This window comes from Bacillus cereus group sp. MYBK14-1 (assembly GCF_051916885.1).
GTDB classification, from domain to species: domain Bacteria; phylum Bacillota; class Bacilli; order Bacillales; family Bacillaceae_G; genus Bacillus_A; species Bacillus_A cereus.
In genome coordinates, this window is record NZ_JBQAHM010000001.1 from 525,041 (window position 1) to 547,469 (window position 22,429).

Genomic DNA, 22,429 nt, shown 5'->3' on the forward strand with positions numbered 1-22,429 from the left:
TCCTTTTTATTGTTAACTTACTTTTTTCAAATTGAGAGCTGGCTTTTGAATTCCACCCTTTTTTACAACATATAAGCCGATAAAGATTATAAGTCCGCCAACGAGTTGCATCATGTTGATTTGCTCTCCGATAGTTACTGCCGCGAAGATAACTGCGAACAATGGTACAAGATACATATAAACCATTACTTTCGTTGAGCCTATTTTACTAATACCGACATACCACATTGCAAGTCCGAAGATTGTCGCGAAGACGATTGAATATGCTAGAGACCCCCAGCTTGGCATGTCTACTGGCCACGTTAATGTATTTACGTTGAATAAACAATATACAACGAGAGGTACAATTCCAATTAAAGTTGACCAAGATGTGACTCTCATTGCGGAATATTTTGTTATAAGAGGTTGCGCTAATATTGGGTACCATCCCCACGCAATCGCTGCGACTAATCCAATTATGTTTCCGAGCCACGCATATTCGTAAGTAGCTCCTCCTGTATGCCCTGTTAATAAAACGAATGCTGCACCAACAAAGGCCACTATTGAACCAATTTGTACTTTCATCGAAAAACGTTCTTGTTTGTGCAATACTGCTAATATCCCTGTAAAAATAGGTGACATTGCAATTAATAATGAGGCGTTCGTTGCTGAAGTATATTTTACAGATAGCATAAACATCGTTTGATACATTGCCGTTCCAACGATACCAACTGCTACTAATCGTAACCAATCTTTTCTTTCAATACGTAATGAGCGTTCCATTAAAAATGTAATAAGTAATAATACCGGTGATGCTACTAAAAATCGTAAACTATTAAATTGAATGGATGACATAAATGCCACGCCATACTTTCCTATTGTATAATTTGCTCCCCATACTAACGCTACTGATACTAGGAGCCATTCCATTTGCCATCTTTTCATCCGAATCTCCCCTTCCATATTTAGCATAGTAAAATTGGCTGGATATAACACCGTCCAATTGGCTGTTTTTTTACCCAGCCAATTTGTTATACTTAATGTATATAAGAGATGCGGAGGCGTTTGTATGGAATGGAAGCTAGATAACGACAGTAAAATCCCTATTTATCAGCAAGTTGTTGACTTTATTGAAAAGCGTATTACATACGGAGAACTTCCACCTGGTAGCTTCCTCCCTTCCGAACGGAAATTAGCTATGCAGTTAAATGTAAACCGAAGTACAGTAACGACTGCTTATAATGAACTACGTGCTATGGGGATTGTAGAAAGTACGACTGGTAAAGGGACACGTGTAAGTACACATATGTGGGGCGTCTCTCCAACATTAACGCCGAACTGGAGAAATTTCGTAGAAGGTGGTACTTTTTTACCAAACTTACCGTTACTTCGCCATATTCGTGCGGAAGTACAACAAAATGAAAATATCATTGATTTCGCAAACGGAGAGCTCGGTTGTAACCTCTATCCGCACGATCAACTACAAACGATTTTACGAGAACAACCGTTAACACATTCATTAAGTTATGATCATCCGCAAGGCTATCTCCCGCTAAGACAAGCGGTCGTAAAATATATGAAGGAATATTTAAAAGTTGAAGCGACTGAGCAATCCATTATGATTACATCTGGCGCACAGCAAGCACTTCACCTTATCGTACAATGTTTATTAAATCCCGGTGATGCAGTCGCTTTCGAAAGTCCTTCACACTGTTATTCCTTACCGTTATTCCAATCAGCAGGTATTCGTATTTTCCCTTTACCTGTCGATGAACACGGTATTAACCCAGACGATGTGCAAGAATTATATAGAAAGCATCGTATAAAAATGATCTTTTTAAATCCAAACTTCCAAAATCCTACGGGAACAATGCTTCATCCAAACCGTAGAAAAAAACTGTTATCACTTTGCGCAGACTTACGAATTGCGATTGTTGAAGATGATCCTTCTAGTTTACTTACGCTAGAAAAGAAACAACCTTGCCCTACTTTGAAATCAATTGATGAAAATGGAACTGTCATTTATGTACATTCCTTATCAAAAATGATTGCACCAGGCTTACGAGTTGGTTGGCTCGTTGCCCCGCAGTCTGTAGTAGAAAGGTTATCCGACGCAAGGCACCAAATGGAATTAGGTATGAGCATTTTCCCACAGTGGCTTATGCAACAATTTTTTGAAACTGTACCATTTCAGTCGCATATCGTACCGTTACGAAAACAACTAGCAGAAAAAAGAGACGTTATCGTCCACGCTCTAAACGAGCAACTTCATGATAAAATCTCTTTTTCAAATCCGACCGGTGGAATATACATATGGGGAAAATTAAAAGAACCGATAAACGAAAAACAACTTATTATGCAAAGTTTAAAACAAGAAATTGCTTTTATGCCAGGTAGTATTTTCGGCGCAAAAGATGGTTATATACGTTTATCTTATGGAAAAGTGAATATTAATCAAATTGAGGAAGGTATTTCTCGTTTGCGGGAGGCTATTTTGGTTTGTGAAAAATAACGTGAGATAAAGCTTTCTCGTTTGACAAAAGAAAAATCTACCATTATTATCAACACGAACCTAGTTATAGGAGTGATAAAAATGAAAATTTACGTTGATGCAGATGCTTGTCCTGTAAAAGATGTAATTATTTTTGAAGCTACGAATGCAGAAATCCCTGTAACCCTCGTTACTAGCTTTTCTCATTATTCTAATGCGGAACAACCAAAAGGTGTGGAAACAATATATGTTGATTCCGGAGCAGATGCTGCTGATTACCGAATTATGCAGTTAGCAAAAAAAGAAGATTTAATCGTAACACAAGATTACGGTCTTGCTTCGCTCGCTTTAGCAAAAGGCTGTATCGTACTACACCATAAAGGCTATAAGTATACGAATGATAACATTGAACAATTGTTACAAACACGATATTTAAGTGCAATGGTTCGAAAAAGTGGTAAGCGTACAAAAGGACCGAAACCATTTACAGCAGAAGATAAAGAGAAATTTAGAGCGCTCTTTAAAAGTATGATCGCACTTTAAAAATGAATCGTCTATTTGCTAGGAAAACTTCGCAAAACAAAGAAGAGAATATCGTAATGAACATTCTCTTCTTGAGGTTTACCCGTTTAGAATGAAGGTAAATTATCTAAGTTATTTTCTTTTATTCCATCCGGTTCACTACGTATAATATCTCTGCCATACTTATGAAATACGTCCACATGAGCTAACTTCCCTGATTTTGCTTCATTAAGAGCAGTCATATAATCTAACTCTCTCCCGCTACTTGTTTTAAACGCTATTAAATCTCCATCATCATTTTTACGAACAGCAACAATTTGTTCTGCTCCTGTATTGACTTCATGGCCTACTTCAAATTGAGCTTGCTCTTCTCCTTGATGTAAATAATCATTATACACCTTTTCAAAGTCTTTTTTGTCCATAAAACTCACCTCCAACACATTTTATTAGTATGGTTGGGAGGTAGTGGTTTTATGTACTTTTCTCTTAGAAAAACGTATTTTTAATACCTACGCAACCCTTTCAAAGTCTCCAATATATCATCTGTAAAGGCTGTGCTACCCTCTGTCTCTAAAACTCTAAAATATAAACTTCTTAAGAAAGCTCTAATATTTTGTACTAAAATATCATATTGAGGATGCGGGATGTCTTCAACAATTGCTATACTATGTAACCAGTTGCTCCACTCTTCTTCAGTTAAAAGATTTTGGTTACGTAACGACATAATTGGTGCTACTAATCTCTCATCCTCAAAGTGAATGTATACGTAGTCATGTAAGCGTACCTTCTGACGAACGGCAGCTAGTATTGCATATGAGAACTCACGATTTTGGATTGTACGCGCTAAAGCATCAAGCGCATCTGCTGCATGTGCAGTAGAGTGTGCCCAGCCTTTTCCTTCTACGTAGCCCCTTACATCTTCTTCTAAATATACATATTCCAACACTTGTTCTGCCACACTGTACAATTGTTCTTCCGATAACAACGGTTCTCTTTCATGAACAGATAAAATAAGTGGTGGAATTAATACGGAGAATGCACGTTTAAATACAGAGTCTGTTCCCTTTTCACCAATTTTATAAAATAAATAATCAGGACTAATTGCTTGTAACATTAATCCTCTTAACTCTTTTTGTCTAAATACATCATTTGTAATCCATGTGTGAAGCGTACTATAAATTAAATCATCACGTAATTCAGCATCAGGTGATCCGATATAATCTAGCATCCATTGCGCATATGGATATGCATCTACGTCTTCTGGTACAGCATAATTGTTATTTTTAATTTGTAGTAGTTCTTCTTTTAGTTCGAGTACTTCATTCATTATATTTCTTGTCCCCTTTTTGCGTTTTTTATTGTCTTATCCCCTTTTATTTGCTTCATAAAATTAATTTAATTATAACAATAAACAAAAGGCTATACATATATTTCTGATTATGTATTACGCTCTTTCATGAAATATAACTTCTGGATTTCCTAAATCACTATTCTTAAATATAACATTCGCACACTCTTTTGGATTATGCTCATCTATATACATCTTACAGGCCGCATGATATCTGTTCAAAAACATCTTCTCTGCTTCTTCATAACTTCCAAAAGCTTCAGTTTCCCGCTTAGCACCACGTTTTCTCGCAATCTCAAAATTTGTATCTACAAAGATTTTGTAATCAAATAAATACGCAACGTCTTTTTTCAATAGAAACGTTCCATCTACTATTAATATCATATTTTGCGTGGCCAATAGCGGCTCATTATGTACAGGCATATTCGTTATTAAGTTATGAGAAATCGTTTCATACTGTAAATTTCCGTTAGGTCCTAAAGGCATTAATAATCTTTCTTTGAAAGCTGTATAATCGTGTGCATCTTCATAATACCCTCTTGCAGATTCTTTTCCTTTTGCATAGCGAATCACTCTTGGATTATGAAAATCATCAATGCTTGCGCGTGTTACTGGTAATCCTCGTTTTTTTATTTCTTCTGCTAATTCGTTTGCAAATGTTGTTTTTCCTGATGCTGTAATACCACTTACTCCAACTCTTGTTGGATAGGTTAAGTTTAGCTTTACAATATGATCTGCAATTTCTTTGATTCGTTGTTTTCGGTTCATGATATCTCCCTTTATAATTAGTTTACATAATATAATTATAAGTAACAATTCATGTCACTATTTGTCGGTAAATCGATATCCTTTGTCGAATCGTTGATATATCGAAAAAATCGTTGATATATTTTAAGTTATGATAGATATATTTGAAAAATCGTTGATATATTATTAGCTTACTTCCCCTTAAACCCCCGATATAAGGCCGTCCGTAACTCTTGCTTATACTCTTCAATTTCTGGCATTTCGAGTTCTTCTGCTAATCTGATAGCTAATTCAATATCATACGGTACTCGTACAAGTTGAATAGAAAAGCTCGCCGCTTCTTTTTCATTATATGTTCCTTCAAATATTAAATAGGAAGCTTGCGTTATTTCAAGTGGGTTTCCTACGCTACCGGCATTACATAACGTTTTCCCTCTGAAATTTTGAACGAACGCTTGGTGAACATCACCGTAACAAACGACATCTGGTTTTCTTTCTCCTTCTATATTTTCTGTCAAATCACTATTTTCGAACATACTAATACGTTCTTCTCTTGAAGCGTGTGGTTGAATTCTTTCATATAAACTTCTCGGTGAAGCGTGAAACATACGAATGAGTTTTCCACTCATAAAAAATTCGATTGAAAATGGTAAACTTCTTAAATAATCATTTTGTTCTTCCGATAATTGTTTTTGATGCCATTTTAATGCTTCAAATTCAGTCGGCTTTGTAATAAAATCATCCCAGTTTCCCATTACGACTACTTCACATTCTTTACGAATGATTTCAATTGCTTCACTGGAATGAGGTCCTTTTCCTACTAAATCTCCAAGGCAAATAATGCGCTCGATTCCTCTTAATTTAATATCATTCAACACGGATTCTAATGCTTGAATATTACCGTGAATATCTGAAATTACTGCTATTTTATCCATATAAATTACTCCTTTATTTATTAAATTCGCTTGATTGATACCATTTTGGAATATAAGATGAAAAATGATTATGATCTTCTAAAATTCCATTTAATCTTTCCTTCATATCATCTACTAAATGCGGTGTACTTCGATTCGTCCAAACGATATCCGCTGGGAATGTCATCGCGACGTACAATGTATACAGTTTCCAAAAATGAAGCGATGGTTCGCCTCCGAAATAACCGTGAACTTGTCCAACCGCAAATGGTTTACTTATTCTTATAGTAAAAATCGCTACGTTATAAAAATCGTGTATTGGATCACCAAAATCATATCCACCAAAATCGATAACGATAAATTCCTTATTATGAATCATGCTATTTGCTGGATGGAAGTCATCATGTAAAAATCTTATTGGACGATTTCCCAATAAATCTTTATGATTTTCTACAAAGGTTAATACTGGCTTCAAATCCAGAAAATTCACCTCGTAATCTGTTAGTGCCTCTATGTATCTTTCGTATTTATTCCATCTAGATGTTTCCCATTTATTACTTGCACTTTCTCTTTCAATTGAGTGAATCCTCTTTAATACTTCCCCTGCTTTTCTTCCTGCCTTATACTGTTCTTCCACCGATAACTTCGTTAAACCTTCTTCACCATTTATACCTCGGGTCCATTCAAATACTTGAACACATTTATTTAATTTCTCAATTATTATGAAATGAATTAACTTGGGTGTTGGAATATGTAATGACTCTAATCGTTTCATATACGTATATTCTTCTTGTTTACGTTCAAAATGAACAGCATCACATACTTTTACAAAATAGATTTCTTGATTCTTTAATTCAATTTTATACTTCTCTTCATGTGAAAAACCTTTTGAAATAGCTGTACACGTTGCAATACGAGGCCATTCTAGTATTCTCTCTATCTCTCTAAGCATTTCTTCCAAAGCATTCACCTCTATTAATATATGTACAAACTACCTAGCACTTCATGCTCTCGTTTATTTCCACCTTTAAACTCTACTGCAAATGGATATTCACCATTCTTATTCAAATGTTCTAGTACTAGCCCTTCTCCAATCGGTTCACAAAACTGCACATGAATATCTCCAAATACTACACTTTGACACTCGGCATTCCATTTTTCATTTTTCACAACTGAGCTTGTAGATAGCTCCATTACTTCTTTCCATTTCCGTACTGTTTCTCGAACATTTTTTACTGCGTAATGAATCGTTTCAATTTGTTGCACTTTGTTTTTATGTTCAGTAATCGTCCCACTGTTACGTAAATCGTTTCTTCTTTCTTCGTCCGTTTCATTCCACTGTATAAAGAAAGGTAATTTCGGTCCGTTCTCTTCTTGCTTAACGAATAACATTTTCCATTCTAAAAGTCGGCCATCTTTTCTCATGCGTTTCCCTTCAAATGGCCCTATCGTATGTAAGCCGTACTTATTAAAGTTAACTGCTAGCTCCTCAATTGCATCTGTTCGGATCGCGATTTGTAGCATTCCTTCTCCATTTTGTAGTTTCACCACTGTTTCTTGTACTAATGGATTTTCTGCTTCTTTCGCTTTTTCTTCATGTTGAACTGCTAAAAATTCTATATATGATAAATCAAAATAACTTAAACTATTCCAAGTACCCCAATTCGTATGCTCTCCGCCTAATACAGTATGAAATCCAAGTTCCTGTATTTGTTTTGCCGCTTCCTCCGGTGTACCATGAACTGTGTGAACGAGATGATCAAATCGTAACATGTCTTTCTCCCCTTTCTCTCCATCCTTTTATTGTATATTTTATTTTTCTTTCATTCAATTCAAAAACTTTAAAACCTAGTTGATTTATACGATTAATATGTATTATAATGAAACAAATTTAATTATTGCTGATTGGAAAAACCAAAGGCACTTTTCTCATACGGGAAAAGTGTCTTTTTCATTTATTATTACAGGGGGATTATTTATGCAGAAATTAATTGTCTTTGCTATTATTGGATTTTTCGCTCAACTGATCGATGGAGCACTCGGAATGGCGTATGGGGTAACGTCTACTTCACTATTATTAATGTTTGGTATTGCACCGGCTGTAGCTTCCGCATCGGTTCATTTAGCTGAAGTCGTTACAACTGCAGCTTCTGGCGCATCTCATATCAAATTTGGAAACGTTGATAAATATACAGTTTCCAGGCTTACATTACCTGGGGCAATCGGCGCATTTGTTGGGGCATGTTTTTTAAGCAATTTACCTGGTGATGTAATTAAACCGTACATTTCCGTATTTTTATTTACTTTAGGGGTTTATATTTTATTACGATTCATCATTCAAAAACAAATTGTCACTTCAAATAAGCGTATGTCTGCAAAACAACTTGTGCCGCTTGGTTTATTCGCTGGATTCGTTGATTCAACTGGTGGCGGTGGTTGGGGGCCGATTACGACACCTGTTCTTCTAGCAAGAGGAAATGAAGCTAGAAAAGTTATTGGATCTGTAGATACGAGTGAATTTCCTGTTTCACTCGCTGCAACAATCGGCTTCTTCATCTCACTTGGCTGGGAACAAGTAAGCTGGGTTTGGGTATTTTCTCTCATGCTCGGTGGTATCGTAGCGGCACCAATCGCGGCATGGCTAGTTCGCATCGTTCCTTCTCATTTACTTGGCGTATTAGTTGGTGGTCTTATTATCTTTACAAACATTCGTACACTGCTTACTACATTTAAAGTGGATCCAACTATTATTTCACTTTCTTACGTTGCAGTTGGTCTTGTCGTTATTATTTCTATTTTCATTGCTGTTCGTAATCATTCCAATCGTCCTAATACGTCAACGGCTGAGTATCCGAATGATCAGAAGCAAATGCTACCATAACTATAAAAAATACCGCTCAATTTAGAGCGGTATTTTTTATTTTTCTATTTTCCAATTAATCATCATTTCTGTAGCATTTACTCTCTTCATATGTAACTTTTCTAAAACACGCATCGAACTATAATTATCTAGAAGTGTCTCTGCAATTATTGTTTCTACCTCACCTGTTTTGAAAGCCCAATCGATTAGTTCTTTTACAGCTTCTGTTGCATAGCCCTGATTCCAATATTTCTCAATGATTCCATAGCCAATTTCTACTGTTTGATTCTCGTTTGGTTTCCCTTTAAACCCAATATCACCTAAAACGCTATCATCTTCTTTTCGAAGAACATACCACGCCCCCCATGGTAATAAAGTTGCATCTTTTTTTACATTCTTTACATGCCCTACAATATGCGGGCCGCTATTGTATCCTTGCTCGTTAGCGACTTGAATCCTCTCTTCTGTACACGGCACTATATAGAGCCTTTCTGTTTCTAATTTCATTTTGATTTCCCCTTTTCAATTAAACAATACCTCAATTTTACTAAAAATAAAAAGAATATTCATTCTATTTGTTAAATTTACACTTATTCTTTGAAACGAATTTAAGGAATAATCCTCTTTTGATAGTTATGTCGAATTATATTTTTCTGAATTTTCTTTTAATTTAGAGGGTTTTTCAATATTTTTTGCGAAACATTTGTATAACAATTTTTTCTTTGCTTATTGCTACATAATAGTAGGTTCGGGTGGAGTTTTGCAAGCGTTTCCTATACAATAACCGATATTTTTTGACTTTTCCTAACAAAATATCTTGCAATATATTCAGAAAGTCATTACAATTGCCATATATTAAAAATCTTAGCAATATATAAATCCTCATCAATCCGATGAGGTAGAGGTTGCGACTTTTAATAGTAAAACGGACGAGACACAGAGAATGTCAGCTGACTCCGTTTGAAAGGAAAAGTTGCCGAAGTTTATATTTCTTCTCTGGAAATATGAGCTGGGGCTGTCTCCGAAAGGAACAGAACTGTCACGTTTACAAAATTACCGTGTAAACGTGGGGTGCTATCTTAACGGAAGGGTATGATGGGGTGGTTATTTGTGAAACGTTCCGCCAAATTCCTTTGGCGGTTTTTTGTATTTTTCTCCCCCGCTCCTTCCTAACCTACAAGAAAAGGAGTGTTGAACATGAATAGCGCAACAAATCAATCTACCTCTAAAACGCAAACTACACAAGGACAAGGTGAATTAAAACGCGGATTAAAATCTCGTCACCTTACGATGATTTCTCTCGGTGGTACAATTGGTACCGGACTATTTCTTGCCAGCGGTGGTGTCATCCATACAGCTGGACCTGGTGGCGCATTAATTGCATACGCCGCAATTGGAATTATGGTTTATTTTTTAATGACAAGCTTAGCTGAACTTGCAGCTTACATGCCTGTTACTGGATCTTTTAGTACGTATGCAACAAAATTTGTTGATCCATCACTTGGCTTTGCACTTGGATGGAACTATTGGTATAACTGGGCAATTACGATTGCTGCTGAACTTGCAGCCGTAACATTAATTATGAAATTTTGGTTCCCAGATACCCCTTCTCTTATTTGGAGCGGATTATGTTTAGCTATTATTTTCCTTTTAAACTATTTATCTGTTAAAGGGTTTGGTGAATCTGAATATTGGTTCGCACTTATTAAAGTAGTTACGATTATTATCTTTTTAATTGTTGGTTTCATGATGATTTTTGGAATTATGGGCGGTGAAACGGTTGGATTTAAAAACTTCACTGTTGCAGATGCACCATTTAACGGCGGTATCATGGCAATTATCGGTGTGTTTATGGCAGCTGGTTTCTCATTCCAAGGTACTGAACTATTAGGAGTAGCTGCTGGTGAAACTTCTGATCCAGAGCGTAATATTCCGAAAGCGATTCGTTCAATCTTTTGGCGTATTCTTTTATTCTATATCCTTGCAATTCTCGTTATCGGTTTATTAATTCCTTATACAACTGAAAGCCTTGCTGCAAGTGATGTTACAGTAAGTCCGTTTACACTTATTTTTGAAAAAGCGGGCGTTGCCTTTGCTGCTTCTGTTATGAACGCTGTTATTTTAACGGCAGTACTATCTGCTGGTAACTCTGGTATGTATGCATCAACTCGTATGCTTTGGGATTTAGCTCGCCAAGGAAAAGCACCAAAGTTTCTTGGTAAATTAGATAGCCGCGGTGTACCTGTTAACGCATTAATCGTAACATCGATTGTCGGTAGTATCGCTTTCATTGCTTCTTTATTCGGTGACGGTGTTGTATACATTTGGTTATTAAATGCATCAGGAATGTCTGGCTTTATCGCTTGGGTCGGCATTGCAATTAGTCATTACCGTTTCCGTAAAGCATATATTGCACAAGGAAAAGATTTGAAAGACTTACCATATAGAGCAAAATGGTTCCCATTTGGTCCAATCTTCGCATTTACACTTTGTATCATCGTAATTTTAGGACAAAACTACGGCGCATTTATGGGTGAATCAATCGATTGGAATGGCGTACTCGTTTCTTACATCGGTTTACCACTCTTCTTAGTACTATGGTTAGGATATAAATTTACGAAAAAAACAAAAGTGATTCCACTTGATAAATGTGAACTAAAATAAAGTGAAACGAGCAAACAAATTTGTTTGCTCGTTTTTTGTTGCAAACCTCTTTGCTTCCCTATTGCTCCTGTTTTTGCCATAATAGAAGAAATATAAATAAAAGGTTGGGATACAATGAACATTCGCATTACTGATGAAGCAAAAGCAGCTATACATAGATTAGAACGTGAAGACAAAAAGATCATTCGCATTAGAGGAACAATGACAAACTCTTGTAGTATTTTCGTTGATGTCGATTTAATTTGGGATACATTTAACGCAGATGATGTTGTATATGAAGATGCGGAGCTTATCGTACAAATGGATTCATTTACGAAAGACTACACTGGTGATACAGTGAAGCTTGATTATAAGACGACAGGTTTTAGTATTACGACTCCGAGTGAGACTTTGGTTTATGGATTGTCGATTAAAAAATAAAAATTGTTTTCATTTGACCACCGAGGTGAAAAAATGGGTAAATATGTTCCGTTAAAATTTTTATTTAATGAAGAATTAGCAGAAAAAACAGCTGATTCTATTTGTAAACACGATCCTTGTTTCTCTAAAAGCATCTTTGTAGATTCTGTAGCTTGTAAAGTTGAAAATTTAGAGTTAAAACAGCGTATTGAAGTAATTGCAGATGAATTACACAATGCTTTACAAAAAGATTTTAATGCTGCAATACATATATTACTGAAAACATTAGGACCAGAAAATACAACAGAAGTAGGCACATTTACAAATGGATATATGTACATGCCTGTTGCAAAATACGTTGAAAAATATGGGCTTAACGATTTTAAAATCTCGTTTAATGCAATGTATGAAATAACGAAAAGGAATACTGCTGAATATGCCATTCGGCCCTTTCTTGAAACATACCATGAAGATACACTAAACATATTACAACAGTGGATTCATGACGAAAACAGCCACATTAGGAGATTAGTTTCTGAAGGTACAAGACCAAGGCTTCCTTGGGCTAAAAAAATAGGAGCTCTAAAAGGTGATTTTCAGTACAATTTACAACTTCTTGAACCATTAATGAATGACCCTTCTAAATATGTTCAAAAATCTGTAGCCAATCATATTAACGATATTACGAAAGAAGATAAAGAACTCGTTTTTCAGTGGTTACAGCAATTACGTGATAAACAGCATCCTATTAATCCTTGGATTATAAAACATGGGTTAAGAACAGTTATTAAAAATGGTACTTTACCAAAAGATTTTTGTTTTTAAGTATTTTAAACAAAACCGCTTATGCTTCAAAAATGAAGTATAAGCGGTTTTCCTTTTGAATACAGAAATAACAAACGTAAAAAGCACTTTAAATTTCTTCTTTATATCATTATTTTACTAGCTCTTCTATGTTATTACTTTCCTTAATTTTTTCGGATGATAGCCAGAGTGAATAACTTGTTCCATCCTTGTTCCTTAAAAATATGTTAAATTCCTTATTATATAGTTCTTCTTTAAGAATAGTGACTACCTTTCTCAAATCCTCTATTACATATGGATCATTTCTATATTTTATCTCACTGTCATTGAAAACTAATGTCAATTCATACTCTAGACAATTGCCGTCTTTCGGGTGTGGACAAATAATATCCTCAATTTCAAAGTGGCTATTTTGTATCTCATTTAATCTTTCGCCTACTTTGGTTTCAGTTTGAACCAAATATGTCCAATAACCGTTTACTGTGTTTTTCATTGTTAAAAGCAGTTCTTCTTTCGTTATAGCTTTTTGTATATTTTGAAAAGGGAAACCTATAGATTTACCATTATAATCCTCAATTTCAAGTTTTGTTATCTTTCTATTACTCTTCTGAATGAATTGGATTAGAGCATATAAACGATCTAATTCTTTTGATTGGAATTGACTGTAATCAATCTTGTCACTCATTTTTAAAGTTAATAATAACGTATCCGTTGGTTTCTCCTCTATATCATCATCCACTATATATTGAAAAACATTTTTATTTTCAGGTTCCACGTAACCTAATTTTTTAATTTCTTCTAGCATTGGTTTAAATTTCTTATATTCCTCATATGTTTTTTTTCCGTATTGATATTCATCACCTTTTATTCTTGAGTATACTAAGCCATCAACCTCTACTCTAAATTGAATATTTTTATTGTTTTTCGCTTGAACAGTATGGTATGTATGCCCCATATTCCCTTCGTGTATAGCACCCCAATCTGTTACAATCACATCAATTCCGTGCTTTTTTTTCACATATTTTTTCACCTGATCTTCATCTTCATAATTACAACCACTTAAACATAAGAAACATAACAATAGTAACATTACATTTTTTATTCTTTTCATATAGCACCTTGCCCTCTTTTCGCATAAACAAAATATTCCATATATAAAGAATACTAAATCGTTGAATGTTTTCAAAGAATTAAAATATTTTTACAATCAGTTTATATATTTATTTCTTTTATTAATGGCTCTAATAAATTTTACTATTGATAATCGAATATAATAAAAAGAAACCTAAATTTAAGGTTTCCCATTTTTACCAATAATTCAGATTTTAATAGATATTTTTTAGCCAAGTAATAATTCGTAGTACCTGAACCGGCTCAAACCAAGTAATGAAAAACAGGACAACAAAGAAAAAGATAAGTGATATGAATTTTACTCTTCCATCTTCACGTCTAGCAATTGCTATAAAACTTAGAACCATTCCAATTTAAAAAGAAATATACCCTAATAGGATAATAGGCTCAGAATAGCTATCTATTATCCTATTTAATCCAAATAATAATAGTCCAAAAGTCATCAAGATTATTGAAAACACACTAAATTTTTTCATAATTCAACCTCCAATATAATTTTACTATTTTATGGAGAGAATAATTTTTTATGCGTATGAATGAACAATTACACTATAAAAATAGATAACTCAATTTATTTTTTCATTAAACAACTGCCTTCTTTTATTCCTTCAAAGGATTTCCACTCAATTATCCCGAATATATAAATAACCATTCTCACAAGGAGCGAATTTATATGAATCTATTCGAACACGAAACGTAAAACCGCTTCTCTTTCATAAGAGGTCCTCCCGTTCTCCTTTCTCATCATATCATTCATTGAAAAATAGGAGGACATAATTATGAAACGTGATCCATTATTTTTAACTTTATTAGAAAGTGCAAATACACATTTTAGCGGTTGGGATTTTTCTTTCATTTCAGAAACGGGTCGAATGAAGAGCGAGCCTTTATCGTGGTCGTACGGCAGTACTGCTTTCCAACTTATGCAACGCGCTAAATCAATGCTAGATATGGGGACTGGCGGCGGAGAGTTTTTATCTATGTTACAACCGTTCCCGTCAACTATTTATGCTACTGAGGGCTACGCTCCAAACGTGCCAATTGCTCGAAAGAAATTAGAGCCTTTAGGGGTTACTGTTGTAGAGGTGAACGATGATACTGCATTGCCATTTCAAGATGGTCAGTTTAATCTAATCCTAAACCAACATGAATCATATGCTGCTTCTGAAGTAAAAAGAATCCTTTCTCAAAATGGGATTTTCCTTACACAACAAGTTGGTGGTCTCGATTGTGTGGAACTTAATGAGCAATTTAACGCACCGCTAAATAACGAATTTGCAAGTTGGTCACTTGAAGCAGCATGTAGTGAGTTAGAGGAAACTGGATTTACTATTTTAGAAGCAAAGGAAGAATTCCCTTTCCAACGATTTTATGATATTGGCGCTATCGTCTATTATTTAAAAGCAATTCCGTGGCAAATTCCTGATTTTACTGTCGAAAGGTATTATGAGGAGTTATATCGTATACATGAAATTATCTTACAAAAAGGATATTTTGATGTGAAACAACATCGGTTTATCATTAAGGCGATTCGTGACTAACGGAAAAGAGGTGGCAAAGCCACCTCTTTTCCGTTTACGTATGTTCTCTACTCTTTCACCATAAGAAAAGTTATATCATACATATTACAATTCTGACCAATAAATTGTATTTCTGAAACATATAATCACTTCGTATATATAATGAGAACAAAAACGTGATTTTTCACTATCCTCTTCTATTGAGAAATGAGTTGTTTTTCATATCGCTTGTTCGCATCATCTTCTGTCAAACATGCAGTTGTGTAATTAATAATATTCCGGTTATCGTACGTGAATATATGTTTTAACTTATTTTCTTCTGTTATTACTGTCGGTAAGTATTTTGGTAAGTTGCTAACTACACCTCTATTATCACCATCTAATATCCAATCAATTTCTTTCCATTCTAATAATCCTTCAGCCGTACGTAATGGTGTATTCATTTGCATTCCATCTGGAAAATCAGCAACGAACACATACATTCCTTCACTAGCCTGGGGCTCATCTTTACCTTTAAAAACAACAGTCCCTTTATACGTTACACTTGAAAGTTCTATACCCGTTTCCTCAAACGTTTCTCTAATTATTCCTTCGTATGGCGTTTCATTCTCTTCTATTTTTCCTCCAACACCATTCCACATCCCCATATTCGGCTTTTTATTTCTATTTAATAGCAGTATTTTATCGCTTTTTCTAATAAAACAAATTGTGTATTTGTACATACGATCATTTCCTTTCATTTTCCACATGAGTTATTTGGCTTATTTTCAAGTAAAAACACTCGCCTTACAATTCCTTACTACATAATATATAGTACAACTTTCATGCGTAAACACTTTACGTCAAACGAGAGAATCCTTTTTAGAAAGGAGAATTTAAAATCGATAATATAAGCAATGAATTTCTAAACCAATATTACAACAGCCTCGTGTGGTTAAACGATACACACTGGTTCGGGGTTCCAATCTGTAAACTTCCCTCTGATCTCTTTTTGTATCAAGAAATTATTTATGAATTAAAGCCCGATTTAATTATTGAATGCGGGACTTTTCACGGTGGTAGTGCACTGTATTTAGCTTCTATGTTAGATTTAATTGGAAAAGGTCACGTACTTACTATCGATATAACTCCGCAGCCAAATCGGCCATCACATAATCGGATTACGTATTTAACAGCATCTTCTGTTTCTGTGCAGGCCATCCAAACAATTGTAAGCATGCGCAAACCTAATGATGTGGTTTTAGTTATTTTAGATTCTGATCATAGTAAAGAACATGTCTCCAAAGAACTATTACTATATAAATCTATCGTCACTACTGGCAGTTATATGATTGTAGAAGATACCTCCATTAATGGAAATCCGCTTCTTCCCGATTGGGGTCCTGGCCCGATGGAAGCTGTGGATGAGTTTTTAACTAAAAATAATAACTTCATAATCGACGAGTCTAAACATAAATTTTTCATATCATTTAATCCAAAAGGTTTTTTAAAGAAAATAAAGTGAAACTTTAATAAGTGGGGTTTTGCTCATCCCCCACTTATTCTATCATTTTCATTTTTGAAAAAGGATAATATACAAATTCCACCTTGCCTATTATGTTATCTTCTTCAATATATCCTAAGCCATTTCGACTATCTCTACTTACTTCGCGGTTATCTCCCATTACAAATAACTTATTTGGCGGAATTTTTGTCTTTTGAAAATTATAAAACACTTGTGTGTTGTTAAATAAATCTTTGTTTGTATATGGTTCTTCTTGCTTTTTATCGTTCACATATACCTTTCCGTTCGTTATGTTAATTACATCACCAGGAAGCCCTATTACACGTTTCACATAATATTTCGATTCATCCTCTTCTTTTATAATGACAATTTCTCCGTGTTGTAAATTAGAAAGACGTACTACCGCTTTATTTACAAATACGTAGTCTTCTTCATATAAAGTCGGCTGCATCGATTCCCCTTCCACCTTACATAAAGTAAAAGAATGGTAGCCTATGACTATCACCAATATAAATAGTATGTACTTTCCCCAGCCTCTCTTAATCTCCTTTTTCATATCCATTCCCACCTTATAAAGCGCTTTTTAACTCAAAAAATATATCACTGCACAATATGTTTCCATGCAGTGATACTATTTTTACTGTGCCTTGTTCGGTTGTTCTACTGGAATTGAATTTGCATTTGATCTATTTGTTTTTAATTCAAAATACGCATCCAAAATCTCTTTACCAATCGCAGAATTAATTCCTGATTTATCATCATTCACCCATGGTACAACAACTGAAAAAGCTACTTCCGGATCAGCATCATATGGTGCATAACCGGCAAGAGTTAAATTATAACATTTTTTTCGGTTGTTGTTCTCATCTCTTCCAATATCACTTTCTCCACCATATACTGTCTCAGCTGTTCCTGTTTTTCCCGCTGGTTTATATGGTAGACCTTTAAACGTTCCGGTACCTGTTCCGTCAGCTTCTTGAAAAACTCTTCTAAATCCTTCTTTTACATGATTAATGTACGAAGTGTCCATATCCACTCTATTTAATACAACTGGTTCAATCGACCGAACGACTTTTCCTACATCCTCTGGTCTATTCGGTTGCTCTCTAACTTCTTGTACAATTTGTGGTTTCATTCGGTAACCGCCATTTGCAATTGTGGAAATATATTGTGCAAGCTGAAGCGGCGTATATGTATCATACTGTCCAATCGCGTAATCAAGTAAAAATCCAGGTATGTTATCAGTTCTACCTACTTGACCAATTGATTCATTTGGCAGGTCAATACCAGTCGACACACCTAGGCCAAATTGTCTAAAATAGTAGCGCATTTTATTAAATGTTTCTTGTTTAATGTCTAATGGATTGTTTGGGACATAATTAATGCCTGCCATTTTTAAAGCCGTATTAAACATATAAACGTTCGATGACACTTGCAAAGCTCTTAAATCATCAATATCCCCAAATTCTTTCCACGATTTCTTCGGCTTAGAACTTCCTTTAAAATACATTGGCGCATCAAAGAAATGTGTATACGGCTTAATCGCTTCTGTTTGATATCCAGTTAATACAGTAGCCCCTTTTACAGTTGACCCTAACTCATAAGAACTTGTCATCGTTCCTAATGCATAATCTTCTATTTGCATCCCGCCATCTTTATTTACAATTTTCTTTCCTGCCATTGATAAAATTTGACCGTTTTTCGGATTCATCATTACTACGAACGCACGATCCATCATCGGCTCTGCAGCATGAAAGGCTCGTAAATTCTTTTCAAGGCTTCCCTCTACTCTTTTCTGTAAATCCATATCGACTGTTAACATCAAGTTATTTCCACTTTTTCCTTCAGTCACTTTTTCTGTTCGAACAATCTTCCCTGCTTTATCCATAATATTTTTAGACTGTTCCTTCGTTCCATGTAGTGCATCTTCATATTGTTTTTCAATGTAACTTTTACCAATACGGTCGTTTCGATTATAATCACGAACTAAATAATAATCTAATTGTTCTCTTGGCAATCCTTCATTTTCATTAGAAACGCTACCTAGTATAGAGCGCAGTATTTTATCATTTGGGTATTCACGTTCCCAATCTACTGTCGTATCTACCCCTGGTAAGCTTGCCAACCTTTCACTAACGACAGCATATTCATTTTGACTTACATCTTTTTTAACGATTTGCGGCGTCATTTTATATCCCGCATTCATTTTGCTTTTAATTACTAATACTTCTATATCTTCCTTTGAAAGCTCATTTAATTCTTCTTGTGTAATTCTTTCCCGGCGCAGTTCTTCTACTTTTTTATCTAACTCTTTTCCTTCTATTTCTTGCTTTCTAAATTTACTCTCATCTTCTTTCGTTACTTTCGCTGCTGCCCGCTTTTCATTTAACTGCATCCAAAAATCTTTCTTATCTGTCTCTGTTAACTTATCCATGTCCTCTTGCGACATTTCAATTAGCTTAGCTAAATCTCTTGCTACTTGTAAAACTTCTTTCGAGTCTACTCCTCTCATTTTCGTATATGTAACGGTTCGCAATGGTTTATTATTTACAATAACGTGACCTTGTCGATCAAACATTTTCCCTCTAGGAACGGGAGTACTTACCGTTACATCTTCCTTTTTGTTTACTTCATTTCTATACGTTTCTCCATCAATGATTTGTACTTTACCTAATTGAATTATAATAGCTGAAAATAAAAGAAAGACAATAAAAAATAGTACATTTAACCGAAATGGAATATGAGTCTTTTTCTTTTTCGATTGTTTTTTCTGCTCCTTTTTCTGTCTCATTTCGCTCCCTCGCTTTATTCTATTAACATTTCTACGCAAAATCATTATGTATCAAATTTATTTATATGATATATATAGAATTTTATATTAATTATAAAAGAAATAAAAGATTTAATTTTCAGTTTTTTGTTTTTACATCCTATTTATTACCATTCCCTTAATGCACAATAACATGAATATTATTCTAAAAGAAAAATGGGGCAAATTGATTTTTATAAATTATAGAGATGTTGTTACTACATTATCAAAATGTTTTCATATGGCTTAAAACAGTGATTACTCAAATAAAAAACTGAGGCAGATACCTCAGTTTTTTCGATAACTTATTTCATTGAAGATAACCCTTCAACAAACTCACCAATCTTATTTTGAAAAACAAAATCAAAGTTATATTCCTGTCCTGTTAACTCTTCATTTACTAAAATAGTTGTTGCTCCTACTTCCCTCTTTGCGATTTCCGGGAATGAAGCGACAGGTTGTACTTTTAATGACGTTCCCATAACGAGAAGTACACCTGTTTCATATAAACGTTTCATCGCATTTTGATATTGCGGCAATGTATCTCCGTATAAAACAACATCTGGATTTAAAATAAAATTACACTTCTCACAACGCGGTACTTCATGATCAATCATATACTGTAAATCATAGCCTGATTTACATTTTGGACAATGTGCTGTTTGAAGTGTTCCATGTAAATCAATGACATGCTTACTGCCACCTAATTGATGTAAACCGTCAATATTTTGCGTTAAAATCGTAATATCTTTCCCTTGTTCTTCTAGCTCAGCTAAAAAGCGATGGCCACGATTTGGTTTATATTGATGGAACGTATTAATTTGAAAGATTTCTTTATAATGCTTCCAAAATTCTTTCGGACTTCGGTTATAGTACCCTCTTGATAAGTACATCTCCACATTCGCATCAGCATACAATCCATTTGCTGAACGAAAATCTGGAATACCACTTTCCGTACTTGCACCAGCGCCTGTTAATACTGTAATTTTCTTCGCTTTTTCTAAAATTGAACGTACTTCTTCAAATTGTTGCACAAAAATCACCTCTATGTATTTTCCTATTCTTATTATACCAGTTGTTTACAGGAGGTGTTGTACAATTCATTTTACTTAATGCGTTGCGCCCCCAACCTCTACAATATCTACCTTAACTGTCGTCGTTACTTCGATTGCCAATTCTATCCCCTTACGAATAGTAGAAAGTGACATACTCGGTTGCCCTGGATAATTACTCGCTTGTTCTGGTAAAAACGGAATATGAATGAATCCGCCTTTTATTTTCTTATCATGTTTCTCTAGTTCATGCATAAGTCCATAGAATAAGTGATTACAAACGAATGTGCCTGCCGTCTGTGAAACAGATGACGGTATACCCTCTTCGCGAAGTTTTTTTACGATTGCTTTCATCGGAAGTGTAGACCAATACGCAATCGCTCCTTCTTCTACAACCGGTACATCTACCGGCTGATTCCCTTCATTGTCAGCGATTCTTGCATCATCAATATTAATTGCGATACGTTCTATCGTAATATCTGGTCTGCCCCCAGCTTGTCCAATGCATATAATAATTTCCGGCGCTAGTTCTTCTATATACTCTTTTAATACGCTTATTGATTTATGAAATACAGTTGGTACTTGTTTGCTTATTATCTTGTATTCTCCAATTGTTTTTTCATGCAAACCTTTTGCTACTTCCCAAGCTGGATTGATATTTTCTCCGCCGAACGGATCAAACCCTGTTAATAATACTGTTTTCATAGTTTTATCCTCCTAATTAGAAACGATATACTAGGCCGTACATAATAAACATATTTATGATAAAAATTGAAAGAGCAATTGGTACTTGCGCTTTAATAACCGCATTTTTATCCTTTAGCTCTAAAAGCATCGCAGGTACGATATTAAAGTTTGCTGCCATTGGAGTAAGCAGCGTTCCGCAATATCCAGCAAACATACCGAGTGCTGCCATAATTGCTGGGTTTCCGCCGTGCATTTGAACTATTAAAGGTAAGCCAATTCCGCCAGTAATAACAGCAAACGCTGCGAATGCATTTCCCATTACGACTGTAAATAGCATCATGCCTAAACAGTACGCCATAACAGCAACGAACGGATACTCTGTCGGTAGCACTTGTCCGACTAAGTCTGAAACAACTTGTCCAACGCCAGACTTCGCGAATATACCGCCAAGTGCTGCTAACATTTGTGGTAAAATTACAGCCCAGCCAACAGCTTGCAATAGTCTGCTTCCTTCTTGTACAGGTGTTGTTATTTTTGATTTTGTAATACGCATCGCCGCGACGAATGCGAGTAATGCACCAAGCGCTAATGCAACTAATGTTACTTTATCTGGATCAACAAGAGAGACATTTCCCCATTTAATTTTCCCTAAGGTCAACGTACCGATAATTGTAAAAATAGGAATTAATAGTGCAGGCATAAAAATTTTATTTTTTAATTTCTCAGCATGTTTCACACGTTCTTGTACTGGAACTTCTTTTTCCTCTGATTTTGTTACTTTATTTAGCGAGGCTAAAACGACCATAGCGAGCACGATACAGCCAACGTAAAACGAAGGAATTACATTTCCGAATAAAAATGTAACTGCAAACAATGCCCAAAATAAACTAGAACCGAATCTGTTTGGATGTTCACGATCGAATGCGATACGAACAGCGATAAAAGCAACGATTATCCCTAATACATAATAGATTGTATCCATTGTGATGATGTTCATA

The 22,429-nt window shown here is 34.9% G+C and carries 23 protein-coding genes, 1 pseudogene and 1 riboswitch; of the genes and pseudogenes, 8 read left to right on the forward strand and 16 right to left on the reverse strand.

The genetic code is table 11. The features are described 5' to 3' along the window. Positions 1-12: 12 nt before the first annotated feature. Positions 13-924: a DMT family transporter gene (locus ACTFR3_RS02730; protein WP_017674170.1), complete on the reverse strand. Its 912-nt coding sequence runs from the start codon at positions 922-924 to the stop codon at positions 13-15. 124 nt (positions 925-1,048) lie between these two features. Between ACTFR3_RS02730 and pdxR the strand changes: the two genes are divergently transcribed. Both pdxR and ACTFR3_RS02740 read left to right on the forward strand, forming a co-directional pair. Beyond that, a complete protein-coding gene (gene pdxR / locus ACTFR3_RS02735; protein WP_017674171.1) occupies positions 1,049-2,491 on the forward strand; it encodes a MocR-like pyridoxine biosynthesis transcription factor PdxR in 1,443 nt (480 codons plus the stop codon). Between the two features lie 81 nt (positions 2,492-2,572). After that, positions 2,573-3,013, forward strand: coding sequence for a YaiI/YqxD family protein (locus ACTFR3_RS02740; RefSeq protein WP_000708761.1), 441 nt, complete (start codon positions 2,573-2,575; stop codon positions 3,011-3,013). Between the two features lie 86 nt (positions 3,014-3,099). On the opposite strand, the gene ACTFR3_RS02745 is transcribed toward ACTFR3_RS02740, so the two are convergent. The 6 genes from ACTFR3_RS02745 to ACTFR3_RS02770 form a co-directional block, all read right to left on the reverse strand. Beyond that, positions 3,100-3,414 (reverse strand): DUF3892 domain-containing protein, encoded by a 315-nt coding sequence (locus ACTFR3_RS02745; protein ID WP_000358176.1) that lies wholly within the window; start codon positions 3,412-3,414, stop codon positions 3,100-3,102. 80 nt (positions 3,415-3,494) lie between these two features. Further along, positions 3,495-4,319: a DUF2785 domain-containing protein gene (locus ACTFR3_RS02750; RefSeq protein ID WP_001006674.1), complete on the reverse strand. Its 825-nt coding sequence runs from the start codon at positions 4,317-4,319 to the stop codon at positions 3,495-3,497. A 117-nt stretch (positions 4,320-4,436) separates the two neighbouring features. Beyond that, positions 4,437-5,108, reverse strand: a complete 672-nt coding sequence (locus ACTFR3_RS02755; RefSeq protein WP_119683613.1) for a hypothetical protein — start codon at positions 5,106-5,108, stop codon at positions 4,437-4,439. A 170-nt stretch (positions 5,109-5,278) separates the two neighbouring features. Further along, positions 5,279-6,022, reverse strand: coding sequence for a metallophosphoesterase family protein (locus ACTFR3_RS02760; protein WP_000357656.1), 744 nt, complete (start codon positions 6,020-6,022; stop codon positions 5,279-5,281). 13 nt (positions 6,023-6,035) lie between these two features. Continuing rightward, positions 6,036-6,962 (reverse strand): aminoglycoside phosphotransferase family protein, encoded by a 927-nt coding sequence (locus ACTFR3_RS02765; protein ID WP_440044141.1) that lies wholly within the window; start codon positions 6,960-6,962, stop codon positions 6,036-6,038. Positions 6,963-6,976: 14 nt separating this feature from the next. After that, a complete protein-coding gene (locus ACTFR3_RS02770) occupies positions 6,977-7,774 on the reverse strand; it encodes a VOC family protein (RefSeq protein ID WP_058839144.1) in 798 nt (265 codons plus the stop codon). A gap of 97 nt (positions 7,775-7,871) precedes the next feature. Between ACTFR3_RS02770 and ACTFR3_RS02775 the strand changes: the two genes are divergently transcribed. Then, positions 7,872-8,882, forward strand: a complete 1,011-nt coding sequence (locus tag ACTFR3_RS02775) for a sulfite exporter TauE/SafE family protein (protein ID WP_002024365.1) — start codon at positions 7,872-7,874, stop codon at positions 8,880-8,882. Positions 8,883-8,918: 36 nt separating this feature from the next. Here the strand turns inward: ACTFR3_RS02775 and ACTFR3_RS02780 are convergent, their stop codons facing one another. Then, the gene (locus tag ACTFR3_RS02780) at positions 8,919-9,368 is read right to left on the reverse strand and encodes a GNAT family N-acetyltransferase (RefSeq protein ID WP_440041559.1); all 450 of its coding nucleotides are present in this window, start codon (positions 9,366-9,368) and stop codon (positions 8,919-8,921) included. Positions 9,369-9,752: 384 nt separating this feature from the next. After that, positions 9,753-9,946: riboswitch (Lysine riboswitch) on the forward strand. Positions 9,947-10,058: 112 nt separating this feature from the next. Between ACTFR3_RS02780 and ACTFR3_RS02785 the strand changes: the two genes are divergently transcribed. The 3 genes from ACTFR3_RS02785 to ACTFR3_RS02795 all read left to right on the forward strand — a co-directional run bounded on the left by ACTFR3_RS02785 (position 10,059) and on the right by ACTFR3_RS02795 (position 12,749). After that, positions 10,059-11,525, forward strand: coding sequence for an amino acid permease (locus ACTFR3_RS02785; protein WP_001083395.1), 1,467 nt, complete (start codon positions 10,059-10,061; stop codon positions 11,523-11,525). A 114-nt stretch (positions 11,526-11,639) separates the two neighbouring features. Next, entirely contained in the window at positions 11,640-11,945 is a 306-nt protein-coding gene (locus tag ACTFR3_RS02790; RefSeq protein WP_002026004.1) for an iron-sulfur cluster biosynthesis family protein, read from the forward strand. 33 nt (positions 11,946-11,978) lie between these two features. Beyond that, positions 11,979-12,749, forward strand: a complete 771-nt coding sequence (locus ACTFR3_RS02795) for a DNA alkylation repair protein (protein ID WP_440041558.1) — start codon at positions 11,979-11,981, stop codon at positions 12,747-12,749. 109 nt (positions 12,750-12,858) lie between these two features. Here the strand turns inward: ACTFR3_RS02795 and ACTFR3_RS02800 are convergent, their stop codons facing one another. Beyond that, entirely contained in the window at positions 12,859-13,839 is a 981-nt protein-coding gene (locus ACTFR3_RS02800; protein WP_326235059.1) for a hypothetical protein, read from the reverse strand. Positions 13,840-14,053: 214 nt separating this feature from the next. Further along, positions 14,054-14,335, reverse strand: a pseudogene (locus tag ACTFR3_RS02805) (hypothetical protein). A 303-nt stretch (positions 14,336-14,638) separates the two neighbouring features. On the opposite strand from ACTFR3_RS02805, the gene ACTFR3_RS02810 reads away from it, so the two are divergent. Next, positions 14,639-15,400: a class I SAM-dependent methyltransferase gene (locus ACTFR3_RS02810; RefSeq protein ID WP_242291986.1), complete on the forward strand. Its 762-nt coding sequence runs from the start codon at positions 14,639-14,641 to the stop codon at positions 15,398-15,400. Between the two features lie 176 nt (positions 15,401-15,576). Here the strand turns inward: ACTFR3_RS02810 and ACTFR3_RS02815 are convergent, their stop codons facing one another. Beyond that, positions 15,577-16,101 carry an NUDIX hydrolase gene (locus ACTFR3_RS02815; protein WP_002182860.1) on the reverse strand — a complete coding sequence of 175 codons (525 nt, stop codon included), beginning with the start codon at positions 16,099-16,101 and terminating at the stop codon, positions 15,577-15,579. A gap of 158 nt (positions 16,102-16,259) precedes the next feature. On the opposite strand from ACTFR3_RS02815, the gene ACTFR3_RS02820 reads away from it, so the two are divergent. After that, positions 16,260-16,883, forward strand: coding sequence for a cephalosporin hydroxylase family protein (locus ACTFR3_RS02820; protein ID WP_440041605.1), 624 nt, complete (start codon positions 16,260-16,262; stop codon positions 16,881-16,883). A gap of 34 nt (positions 16,884-16,917) precedes the next feature. Here the strand turns inward: ACTFR3_RS02820 and lepB are convergent, their stop codons facing one another. The 5 genes from lepB to ACTFR3_RS02845 all read right to left on the reverse strand — a co-directional run bounded on the left by lepB (position 16,918) and on the right by ACTFR3_RS02845 (position 22,428). Further along, on the reverse strand, positions 16,918-17,439 hold the full coding sequence (gene lepB, locus ACTFR3_RS02825; protein WP_002094069.1) for a signal peptidase I: 522 nt from the start codon (positions 17,437-17,439) through the stop codon (positions 16,918-16,920). Positions 17,440-17,520: 81 nt separating this feature from the next. Further along, positions 17,521-19,674, reverse strand: a complete 2,154-nt coding sequence (locus ACTFR3_RS02830; protein WP_440041556.1) for a peptidoglycan D,D-transpeptidase FtsI family protein — start codon at positions 19,672-19,674, stop codon at positions 17,521-17,523. 323 nt (positions 19,675-19,997) lie between these two features. Then, entirely contained in the window at positions 19,998-20,735 is a 738-nt protein-coding gene (locus ACTFR3_RS02835) for an NAD-dependent protein deacylase (protein WP_074554685.1), read from the reverse strand. A gap of 66 nt (positions 20,736-20,801) precedes the next feature. Continuing rightward, on the reverse strand, positions 20,802-21,449 hold the full coding sequence (pcp, locus tag ACTFR3_RS02840; protein ID WP_000859708.1) for a pyroglutamyl-peptidase I: 648 nt from the start codon (positions 21,447-21,449) through the stop codon (positions 20,802-20,804). Between the two features lie 16 nt (positions 21,450-21,465). Beyond that, positions 21,466-22,428 carry a DUF979 domain-containing protein gene (locus ACTFR3_RS02845; RefSeq protein WP_001021658.1) on the reverse strand — a complete coding sequence of 321 codons (963 nt, stop codon included), beginning with the start codon at positions 22,426-22,428 and terminating at the stop codon, positions 21,466-21,468. Position 22,429: the final 1 nt, after the last annotated feature.